10 protein-coding genes are annotated in these 10,701 nt (G+C 56.5%); 1 reads left to right on the top strand and 9 read right to left on the bottom strand.

Annotated features, from left to right (window positions below; all coding sequences use genetic code 11):
- Positions 1 to 113: 113 nt before the first annotated feature.
- The 3 genes from AB1287_RS05360 to AB1287_RS05370 are packed head-to-tail and all read right to left on the bottom strand — an operon-like array spanning position 114 to position 3,078.
- Positions 114 to 1,079: a YbhN family protein gene (locus AB1287_RS05360; RefSeq protein WP_435617164.1), complete on the bottom strand. Its 966-nt coding sequence runs from the start codon at positions 1,077 to 1,079 to the stop codon at positions 114 to 116.
- On the bottom strand, positions 1,079 to 2,320 hold the full coding sequence (gene clsB / locus AB1287_RS05365; RefSeq protein ID WP_435617165.1) for a cardiolipin synthase ClsB: 1,242 nt from the start codon (positions 2,318 to 2,320) through the stop codon (positions 1,079 to 1,081). Before clsB ends, AB1287_RS05360 begins: the two co-directional genes overlap by 1 nt.
- Positions 2,317 to 3,078 carry an endonuclease/exonuclease/phosphatase family protein gene (locus AB1287_RS05370; protein ID WP_312627260.1) on the bottom strand — a complete coding sequence of 254 codons (762 nt, stop codon included), beginning with the start codon at positions 3,076 to 3,078 and terminating at the stop codon, positions 2,317 to 2,319. Before AB1287_RS05370 ends, clsB begins: the two co-directional genes overlap by 4 nt.
- 131 nt (positions 3,079 to 3,209) lie before the next feature.
- Between AB1287_RS05370 and AB1287_RS05375 the strand changes: the two genes are divergently transcribed.
- Positions 3,210 to 3,620, top strand: a complete 411-nt coding sequence (locus tag AB1287_RS05375) for a YbhQ family protein (RefSeq protein ID WP_312627261.1) — start codon at positions 3,210 to 3,212, stop codon at positions 3,618 to 3,620.
- Here AB1287_RS05375 and AB1287_RS05380 read toward each other — a convergent pair.
- The 6 genes from AB1287_RS05380 to catA form a co-directional block, all read right to left on the bottom strand.
- Positions 3,582 to 4,688, bottom strand: coding sequence for an ABC transporter permease (locus AB1287_RS05380; protein WP_435617166.1), 1,107 nt, complete (start codon positions 4,686 to 4,688; stop codon positions 3,582 to 3,584). The two genes, AB1287_RS05375 and AB1287_RS05380, sit on opposite strands and share 39 nt — an antisense overlap.
- 135 nt (positions 4,689 to 4,823) lie before the next feature.
- On the bottom strand, positions 4,824 to 5,957 hold the full coding sequence (locus AB1287_RS05385; RefSeq protein ID WP_435617167.1) for an ABC transporter permease: 1,134 nt from the start codon (positions 5,955 to 5,957) through the stop codon (positions 4,824 to 4,826).
- Positions 5,947 to 7,686, bottom strand: coding sequence for an ATP-binding cassette domain-containing protein (locus tag AB1287_RS05390; RefSeq protein ID WP_435617168.1), 1,740 nt, complete (start codon positions 7,684 to 7,686; stop codon positions 5,947 to 5,949). Before AB1287_RS05390 ends, AB1287_RS05385 begins: the two co-directional genes overlap by 11 nt.
- On the bottom strand, positions 7,679 to 8,674 hold the full coding sequence (gene hlyD / locus AB1287_RS05395; protein WP_435617169.1) for a secretion protein HlyD: 996 nt from the start codon (positions 8,672 to 8,674) through the stop codon (positions 7,679 to 7,681). Before hlyD ends, AB1287_RS05390 begins: the two co-directional genes overlap by 8 nt.
- Before the next feature lie 4 nt (positions 8,675 to 8,678).
- A complete protein-coding gene (cecR, locus tag AB1287_RS05400; protein ID WP_435617170.1) occupies positions 8,679 to 9,347 on the bottom strand; it encodes a transcriptional regulator CecR in 669 nt (222 codons plus the stop codon).
- A 235-nt stretch (positions 9,348 to 9,582) separates the two neighbouring features.
- Positions 9,583 to 10,260 carry a type A chloramphenicol O-acetyltransferase gene (gene catA, locus AB1287_RS05405; RefSeq protein WP_312627267.1) on the bottom strand — a complete coding sequence of 226 codons (678 nt, stop codon included), beginning with the start codon at positions 10,258 to 10,260 and terminating at the stop codon, positions 9,583 to 9,585.
- Between the last annotated feature and the right edge of the window lie 441 nt (positions 10,261 to 10,701).

Genomic DNA, 10,701 nt, shown 5'->3' on the forward strand with positions numbered 1-10,701 from the left:
CCGAATCCATTCTCTCTGTTCCTCTGTTAGCCTTGATCGTTGCCGTTCTGTCCGAACGGCGTTTTTTTTACGGCGTACCGGTTGGTGATTTCACCTGGGCGCCAGCATGATGGCTATGACTTCGCCATGACCTTCTCATTCTTCGCTTTTAACTTCTTCGCCCGCCCCTCGAGCCACAGGTATCCCACCGTCGCCAGCGCCAGCGGGATAAAGAAATAGAGCATCCGATAAGCCAGCAGCGCGGCAATAATTTTTCCCTGCGTGGTGTGTTCACCCGCCAGAAGGGCAATAAATACGGCCTCCAGCACGCCGATGCCTGCTGGGATATGTACGATGACGCCGGCAATGCTACTGACCAGCAGCACGCCCAGCACGAAGAAATAGTCCACCTCTTTGCCGAGCAGCAGCCAGATTATAGCCCCCATTGCCATCCAGTTGGCGCTGGAGATAGCCATCTGCAGCAGAGCGAATCGCCAGGAGGGCAGCACCAGCTTTTGGCCTTTGATGGTCAGATGACGCCGTCTGGCGAACGCGCAGCCCCACAGATAAACGGCAATCATCAGTAACAGCGCGCCGCCGATAAGCCGCAGCGTGCCGTCGCTGATATACCAGTGTGCGGGCAGCTCAACCACGCCGATGGAGAAAATAATGCCGCCGAGCAGAACATAGCCCAGCCAGTTGGTGGCGATGCTCAGGGAGAAGAGCCGGGTGATGGTGGCGCCGGGCAGACCGAGCCGCGAGTAGAGCCGATAGCGCATCCCGATGCCGCCCACCCAGGTGCTGAGCGTCAGGTTGAAGGCATAGCAGATACAGGACACCAGCATCACCTGGCGTTTTGCGAGCTTATGCCCACAGTATGCCCGGCCCAGCAGATCGTAACAGCCATAGAGCACGTAGCTGACAATGACCAGCGCCACGGCGCTCAGCAGCACGATGCGGTTATAGCTGCGTACAACCTGCCACACCTCCTGCCAGTCGACCTTCCGGGCATACAGCACCAGCAATACGGCAACGGCCAGCAAGAACAGCCAGGTCAGAATTTTTTTTGCAACGCGCCAGCGCGGATGAGCCCCGGCCATCAGGGTTTGACTCCCGGGTTTTCGGGGTCGTATCGATCCTGCGTCTCCAGCGACCTCTGTTCAGGCGGCGGCACCTGCGCCATTTTCGGCGTGTGGGCCGGTAGCCAGCCGATCACCGCCGGGAAATGACGCAGGAAGTGGAAGGCCAGCACGCTTTGGGTCAGGTTCCACCAGCTCCGCTCCGGCACCATTGAGCTGTCGACCTGCTGACAGTCATGGGCGATGATATTGTTCAGGTTTTCACGCAGCGTGTGGTTGAACGCCCGATCGTGGACGATCAGGTTGGCCTCAAGGTTGAGCGACAGGCTGAGCGGATCGAGATTGCTGGAGCCCACCGTCGCCCACCTGTCGTCCATCAACGCCACCTTGCCGTGCAGCGGTCGTCGTCGGTATTCAAATATCTTCACGCCGCCTTTGAGCAGATAGCGGTACAGCAGGCGGGCACCCACTTTCACAATCGGCATATCAGGCTCTCCCTGAACCACCAGTTTGACCGTCACGCCCCGGCGGGCACTCTTGCGCATGGCATGCAGCAGGCGATAGCCGGGAAAGAAATAGGCGTTGGCGATAATCACCTCCCGCTTCGCATGCGCCAGCATTTGCAGATAATGGCGTTCGATATCGTCGCGATGGTCGTGGTTATCGCGCCAGACGAACAGCGCCTGAGCCTCGCCGGGCGTGCGGTTTGCTTCCGGGCGATGGCGACGATGCCAGAAGCGGCGCGCGTCGGCGTTTCCTGGCAGGTTTTCCACCTCAAATTGCAGGATATCCTGCACTACGGGCCCTTCAACGCGCACGGCGTAATCCTGCTTGGCCTCCGGGCCGTAGTCGGACATATGCTCTGCGGAGAAGTTAATGCCGCCGACAAACGCCACCGTGCCGTCGACAACCACAATTTTGCGGTGCATGCGACGAAAGAGGTTGGTGCGCATGCCGAACAGACGAGGGCGAGGATCGTAATAGCGGAACACCACGCCTGCTGCCGTCAGTTCGCCGACGAAGCTGTCGTTGAGATCCGCCGAGCCGTAGCCGTCCAACAGCACCTCAATGCTGACGCCGCGACGTGCCGCCTGCAGCAGCGCGTCATGCAGCTGCCAGCCGACCGCATCTTCAAACCAGATAAAGGTTTCGAGGATAATTTTTTGTCGGGCCTGCTCGATAGCCGTGAACACCGCCGGATAATACTCATCGCCGTTTTCCAGCAGCCGTATCTGATTGCCTTCACGCCAGCCGCATTTCATAGATGAATCTCCGCGCTCAGCGGCGCATGGTCAGACAGATGCCGCCACTCCCGAAGCGGTAGCGTCGTCGGGTGGCTGGCATGTGCGTTTTTTACATAAATCCTGTCGAGGCGCAGGAGTGGGAAGCTCACCGGGAAGGTGCGCACCGGGCGACCAGTTGCCGTGGTAAAGATCTCCTCAAGCCCGGCGTCGCGTTTTAGCGGCAGGCTTGCCCGCAGCCGCCAGTCGTTGAAATCCCCCGCGACCAGGACGGGTTCGTTGTGCGGCAGGCCATTTACCCACTCGCTGAGCATAGTCAACTGAGCCTGACGATGCGCCTCGCGCAGGCCGAGATGGACGCAAATGACGTGAACGGAAGTGCTCAGTTCTGGCGGGGAGATGCGGCAATAAAGCAGCCCGCGTTTTTCACTCTCGCCGACGGAAATATCCAGATTCTCAAAGTGGGTGATAGGAAAACGCGACAGTACGGCATTGCCATGATGGCCTTCCGGATACACCGCGTTGCGCCCGTAGGCGTAATCCTGCCAAAGCGTATCGGCAAGAAATTCGTAGTGGCTGGTGTTTGGCCAGTTCTCCACGCGCAGCGACCACGCATCGTGTGCGCCCAGCACTTCCTGCAAGCAGACGATATCAGCCCCGACGGCGCGAACGGCGTCCCGCAGCTCGGGTAAAATGAAGCGACGATTAAACGTGGTAAACCCTTTGTGGGTGTTGATCGTCAGAATTTTTAATGAAAAACGGTGCGACTGTTGCGTCATAATTGTCCTGTTCGCATCACTGTCCTGAATAAAATAGTGTAGTAGCCGTCACAAAAAGGTGCGGTGATACGGAATTTTCCGTAAAGTCCGGTACTCTCAGTTACAGTTGAAAATGCTTCAGGAGGAAGGACATGAAGTGGCAACAACGAATTCGTGTCGCAACGGGCCTGAGCTGCTGGCAGATTGTATTGCATTTGCTGGTAGTGGCCGCGCTGGTGATGGGCTGGATGGGCGGCTCTCTGGTGAAGGTGGGGCTTGGGCTTTGTGCCCTTTATGCGCTGACGGTGATCTTTATGCTGGCCCTCCAGCGCCACCACGAGGCGCGTTGGCGCGAAACAGGAGATTTTCTTGAAGAGCTCACCACCACCTGGTATTTCGGGGCGGCGGTGATCGTGTTGTGGCTGCTGTCACGCGTGCTGCACAACAACCTGCTGCTGGCCCTGGCCGGCGTGGTGATTCTGGCCGGGCCTGCGCTGCTCTCTCTGCTCACCAAAGACAAAAAGCTACGCCACGTTTCGCCGAAACATCGCGTACGCCACTGAACCCGTCGTGGCCGCTATCACCAGCAGCGGCCACAGGCTTCCCCAAATGATGTCAAAGCTCGCATCCTTCAGGTAAATCTGCTTGGTAATGTCCGTAAAGTGGCGAATCGGGTTAATCCACGTCACGTCCTGTAGCCACACCGGCATATTCTCTACCGGCGAGACGTAGCCCGAGAGCAGAATCGCGGGCATCATAAACACAAACACCCCGATAAACGCCTGCTGCTGCGTTTCGCACAGCGAGGAAATCAGCAGCCCGAATCCCACCAGTGAGAGCCCGTACACCAGCATGGTGAAGTAAAAGAGTAAAAGCGATCCGGCAAACGGAATCTGATAGGCGAAGATGCCCACCGCCAGCACGATGCTTGCCTGGAAGGTCGCGACAATCAGCGCGGGCACCGCCTTGCCAACGAAGATTTGCCAGGTGGCGAGCGGCGATACCAGCAGCTGATCGAGCGTACCCTGTTCGCGCTCGCGGGCGACGGACAGCGACGTCACAATCATCACCCCGATGGTGGTGATCATCGCAATCAGCGACGGCACCACGAACCACTTGTAGTCCAGATTCGGGTTATACCAGTTGCGCACCACCAGTTCGCTGTTGTTCGGCTTCGGTTGGCCGTCGAGCAGTTCCTGCTGGTACTCCTCAACGATGCGCTGCAGATAGTTGGCGGCGATCTGCGCGCTGTTGGAGTTGCGTCCGTCGAGCAGCAGCTGCATCGGCGCGGTCTGTCCGCTGTCGAGATTGCGTGAAAAATCCGCCGGGAAACGTATTACCAGCAGGGCTTTTTGCGTATCGATGGTCGTCTGGATGTCCTGCGGGCTGCGCAGGAGCAGCACGTGGGTGAACGCCTTCGCACGGGCGAAGCGCTGGGTCAGCTCCACCGCGTGTTTACCGCTGTCTTCGTTATAAATGGCGATGGTGGCGTTGGTCACCTCAAGCGTGGCGGCGAACGGGAACAGTAGCACCTGAATCAGTACGGGCATGATCAGAATGGCGCGGGTTTGCGGTTCGCGCAGCAGCGACTGTAGCTCTTTACGGATCAGCGTCCATAAGCGATGAAACATCGTTTCTCCCTTGATTTCTCAATTGTCGGGTGGCGGCTGCGCCTGACCCGACCTACAAAATTGATATCACCGTAGGCCCGGTTTGTAGGCCTGGTAAGGCGTTAGCCGCCACCGGGCAATCAGCCACCGGGCAAATTAATCGAGCCGACGCTTCGTTTTCAGCCACGTCAGGCCGATAAACATCACCGCCGAGGCAATCAAAAACAGCGTGTTCACCATCAGCACCACCGGAATGTTCCCGGCGAGAAACAGGCTTTGCAGCGTGCTGACGAAATAGCGGGCCGGAATAACGTACGTCACCGCGCGAATGGCTGCGGGCATGCTGTCTATCTGAAAAATAAACCCGGACAGCATAATGGACGGTAAAAACGCGGCGTTCAGCGCCACCTGGGCGGCGTTAAACTGATTGCGGGTAATGGTCGAAATCAGCAGGCCCATGCCCAGCGTGCTCAGCAAAAACAGGCTGGTGATTAAAAACAGGACCAGCAGCGAGCCGCGGTACGGCACGCCCATGATGAACACCGAGACCAGCATGCACAGCCCCATCGCCAGCATGCCGAGGAAGTAATAGGGAATGAGCTTACACAGCAGCAGCTCGGCGCGGGTGACTTCGGTGGAGAGCAGGGCTTCCATGGTGCCGCGCTCCCATTCGCGGGCGACCACCAGTGACGTCAGGATCGCGCCGATCACCGTCATGATGATCGTAATTGCCCCGGGAATAATGAAGTGCTGGCTGATGGCCGCCGGGTTAAACCAGTAGCGTAGCTGTACGTCAATCAGTGGCTCGAAGGATTCACCCCTGTCTTCCGCCCGCTGCATCTGCCAGATTTGCCATATTCCCTGTACGTAGCCCTGCACGAAGTTGGCGGTGTTCGGCTCGCTGCCGTCGGTGATTACCTGTAGCGGCGAGGTATCGCCCGCACGGTTCATCTGTGCGGCGAAGTTCACCGGGATCACCACCAGGCCACGGATGCGCCCGGCCTGCATTTTCTGAATCAGCTCCTGGCGGTTATCGCTGAGCGTGGCGTCAATGTACGGTGAGCCGGTCATGGTGTGGGCGAAGTCCAGCGCCTCTTCGCTTTGTTGTTCCAGCAGAATGCCGACCCGCAGCTTGCTGGAGTCGAGGTTAATGCCGTAGCCGAAGATAAACAGCAGCATCAGTGGGATGACCACCGCAATCAGCCAGCTGCTGGGGTCGCGGACAATCTGCCGCGTCTCTTTCACGCACAGGGCGCGCACGCGTCGCCAGGAAAGCACGCTACCGGACATCGTGATGCTCCTTATCCCAGTCGTTGATAAGCGTAATGAACGCCTGCTCCATTGTCGGATCGCTGGCTTCGGCGCCCGCTGCCTGGGCCTTTAAATCATCCGGCGTGCCGCTGGCGATAAGCTTGCCGCGATAGACCAGGCCGATACGGTCACAGTACTCGGCTTCATCCATAAAGTGCGTGGTGACCATCACCGTCACGCCTTTTTCCACCATGCTGTTGATATGCAACCAGAACTCCCGGCGGGTAATCGGGTCCACGCCGGAGGTGGGTTCGTCGAGAAACAGAATATCGGGCTCGTGCATCAGCGAGCAGGCCAGCGCCAGCCGCTGCTTATAGCCGAGCGGTAAATCGTCCGTCGCGTGGCTGCTGATGCTTTTCAGGCCAAACGCCTCGCTCATTTTGGTGATTTTTTCGTTCTGGGCGCTGCCGCGCAAGCCATATACGCCGGAGAAGAAGCGCAGGTTTTGTTCGACCGTCAGATTGCCGTACAGCGAAAATTTCTGCGCCATATAGCCCAGATGCTGGCGCGCCTTGCCGGAGCTGACTTTCAGATCCATATCCAGCACCAGCGCTTTGCCGGACGTGGGCACCAGCAGACCGCACATCATTTTAAAGGTGGTAGATTTACCCGCTCCGTTAGGGCCAAGCAGGCCAAAAATCTCTCCGCGCTTCACGGCAAAATTCACGCGATCGGTGGCGGCGAAATCACCGAATTTTTTGGTGAGCTCTTTGGCTTCTATTACCGTTTCGCCAGGCGTACCGTCCACGGTGTGCAGAATGGCGCCCAGCGGAGATTCAGAGGTGCCTGCGCCGCCCAGCAGATCGATAAAGGCGTCCTCAAAGCGTGGCGGCGTTTCCTCTATCTCCATCTCCGGCATGCCGTCGGCATGGCGAATCTGTCCGGCGGTGGCCTCTTTAGTGAGGATAAGCCGCACCGAACGGCCCTGGATCATTCCATCGCTGACCTGCGGCAGCTTCAGCGCCCGCTGTAACAGCCGACGGTTGTTCTCAACCGGGCTGTTCATCAGGAAGCTTCGCCCGCGCATGGTATCGGTCAGCGCTTTCGGCTCGCCCTGATAAAGCAACTCACCTTCGTTCAGCAGCAGCACGTCCCGGCACTGCTCTGCTTCATCAAGGTAAGAGGTGCTCCAGAGGATCAGCATTCCGTCGCCTGCCAGCTCGTGCACCATCTGCCACAGCTCGCGGCGGGAAATCGGGTCGACGCCCACGCCGGGTTCATCCAGCAGCAGCACTTTCGGTTCGCCGACGAGGGTACAGGCAAGCCCCAGCTTTTGCTTCATGCCGCCGGAAAGCTTGCCCGCCAGGCGTCCGGTGAAGGGACCAAGAGAAGTAAATTCCAGCAGTCTGGCGAAGGTTTTTTCGCGCTGCTCACCGGTGACGCTGCGCAGATCGGCATACAGCGTCAGGTTTTCCATCACCGTTAAATCTTCATACAGGCCAAATTTTTGCGGCATATAGCCGAGTACCGCGTGCAGGGCGCTGTTGTCATCGATAGGGTCGTAGCCGATCACGCTGACTTTGCCTTCGTCCGGCTTGAGCAGACCCGCGAGCATACGCATCAGCGTGGTTTTTCCCGCACCGTCCGGACCGACCAGGCCGGTGACATAACCGGTCTGAACGGTGCAGTCGAGCCGGGCAACCGCAGGCTTATCCATACCGGCAAAGCGTTTGATAAGCCCGTCGAGCTTAATCACCGCTTCATTCATGCGTCTCTCCCTGCGCAAATTTGACGGTCACCGGCATGCCCTGGCGCAGCGCGCTGTCGGCATCCGTCACGATAATGCGCAGGCGATAAACCAGGTCGGTGCGCAGGTCAGGAGTCTCGACAGTTTTTGGCGTGAATTCTGCCGTTGGTGACACGAAGCCGATTTTGCCGTGATAAGGCTTATCCGGGCGACCGTCGGTGTAGAGCAGCAGCGTACGTCCAGGCTGAGCCTGGTTCAGGTTGCTTTCATCGACGTAGGCACGCACCCACACCGGGCGGGTAAGAGAGAGCGTCAGCACCGTGCTGCCCGCGTTTAGCATGCTGCCCGGCTCAACGGCACGGGTCAGGATAGTGCCTTCGGACGGGGCGAGCAGGGTGGTGTCCTGCAAATCCAGCTGCGACTGGGCAAGCTGCGCCTGGGCCTGTTCAAGGCTGGCTTTCGCCTGGGCGATTTCCTGCGGACGATTACCGGCGTGATACTGGCTGAGCTTATCCTGTGCCGATTTCAGCGTTGCCTGAGCCTGGTCGCGCGCGGATTTAGCGTTTTCTAAATCGTTGGCGGAGACGGTGCGGCTTTTCCACAGGCCTTGCTGGCGCTGATAAAAGTTCTGCGCGTAGTCGTAAGCGGCCTGTGCCTGACGCACGGCAGCGGCGGCCTGGGCAATTTCCTCATCACGATAGCCCGCCATCAGCAAATCGTACTTCGCCTTGGCGGCAGCCACGTTGGCTTTAGCCTGCATCAGCGCATTTTCATACGGCGCGTGGTCGAGCTCACCGAGGGTTTGCCCGGCTTTCACCGCATCGCCTTCATCCACCTGTAATGCCTGCAAACGGCCTCCGACGCGGAAGCTCATATTCACGGTGCGAATATCGACGTTGCCGTAAAGGGTCAGGCCAGTGTCCTTACTGCTCTGATACCAGAATGCGCCCGCGGCAACGGCGGCGACAATCAGCGCGACAACCAGACCGAGGATGATGGGTTTCTTCATGACTTCAGCTCCTTTGCGTTAATCCGTTGAGCAAGAGATCGATATGGCAGGTAATCACCTGGAAAATGCGTTCCGTTTTTTCTTCATCAAACTGGGTCCAGCCGGTGCGCAGCAAAATGGTTTCACGCCCGAGGCGGAAGGCGAGGATTTCCCCGAGCAGGGCATGGGTATGCAAAATGGTGTCCGTGTCCGTTGGACTTCGCCCGGTATAAGCCGCAATGAGCCGCGTCAGATGCGCATGGAGCGGGGCGATGACCCGATCGTGAATCAGCTGATAGGCGGGGGAAGGCGAAAGTTGCTCGCGCGAGATAAACTTACTGAGGTTGACCGTTTCGTCCTGGGTCAGCAGCAGGATCATATTCTGGCTGGCCTGAAGAATCAGCGTGCGGATCGCGGTTTTGTCTGGCGAAGGCTTGCTCAGCAGCGCTTCGCCCGCCTCGGCGAGAGGGCGAAAGTGGGTGCCGATAAAATCAGCGATCCACTGGGCGCAGGCGAGATAAAGATCTTCTTTCGAGCCGAAATAGTAGGGGATAGCGGCGATGTTTTGTCCCGCCAGCGCGGCAATGTCGCGGGTTGTGGCATGCAGGCCATATTCGCCGAACTGGGCGATAGCGGCGGCAATCAGCTGGCTTTTGGCCTGTTCGCCCTTGCTGGTGATTGGCGTGGTATTCATCGGGTCTCTGAAAGTTAATCAATCGATTGATTAAGATTATGACTGTTTTTTCGGCTTGTCCACTTCGTTTGCCGAATTGTTTTGTGGGTCGCTTTAGCAGAGGGCGAGCGGCTACGGGAGGAGGGGGTTGAGGAGTGGAGTAATCTAACAGGGCAGCTCTTCGTTTCTGGCAGAGATGACAGCGTTCCTTGCTGCCCGCCCTCTGTAAAAGCAGACTTTCACAGCTTTTAGCGCATTACGAAGCGGGTTCCTCTGGGTGGTGCAGCAAGTCATTACACTCGTCCTGTAATTCATTGATAAGTCTTGCTACATGGAAACCATCGCACACGGAGTGATGTACCTGAACGGCGAGAGGTAACAATACCTTTTCATCTTGTTTGTAATATTTCCCAACAGTGAACATGGGAGCAAAAAAATTCTGCATGTTGGCAATATTGATATTAAAGCTGGTAAAGCTTACCCAGGGAATAGCCGATACGAAAAATACATTTTCCAGGGACTCTTCTTTCGGCCAATAAGAAAGATTATTACCATAGCGTGCAACGTCCTCTGAATAGACGCTCTGGAAGTGATGAATATTGCCATCGTAGTGACTCCATAATGATGAAAAGGTCTCCGTTTCATTATGGAAAATGGTATACATTGGATGCACCTCATTCCATATAACAAGCTCATTATTTTTCATGGCCATACGGAACTCAGTGTGCCGGTTTACAATTTTTGAAAGCAGGAAAATCATCGTTGGGTAAAATTTCCAGCCAACTTCTTTGATGTTTTTTAGCAGCAAGGTAATGTCTAACAGAACGGTTTGGTTAATTGTACTTTGAGCAAAGGACTGAAAAACTTCAAAATGTTCCTTTCTTGCCCAACGAGACAGATCAACAGACGTATAGTTTGCCGTGGTTTCTTTCATTTTTTAACCTTTGATTCGCAGTCATAGATCAGATGTTAGCTGAAGTTTTTCATGAATTAATCTGGCCTGCAGTCCCAAATCGTTTGGGTAGTGAAGCATTTGCGAGAAGAGCGCATCTGGCAAAAGCTCGATTTATGCAACAAAGCCATCCCTCTGCAAATCAACGCTGCCCTGAGCCTGCACAAATCAATAAACCTTAATGTTTGTATGAATTTGCTGGCACTGACTAACCCCTCAGCTCGTTTTTTGTACTCTCCCTGTGAGGTTAGCTGCGCCTTGAATAACAGCTCCGCCCTTGAATAATCAATCACAAAGACTGAATCGCCACAGGTTTAACAGACACCTCAGAGTCATTTAAAATGGCTTAAAGAGAGGTGCATATGAGCAGTAAGCGTTATCCTGAAGAGTTTAAAATTGAATCCGTCAAGCAGGTTGTTGATC

It is taken from the genome of Scandinavium sp. UTDF21-P1B (genome assembly GCF_040750395.1).
In the GTDB taxonomy this organism is placed as follows: Bacteria; Pseudomonadota; Gammaproteobacteria; order Enterobacterales; family Enterobacteriaceae; genus Scandinavium.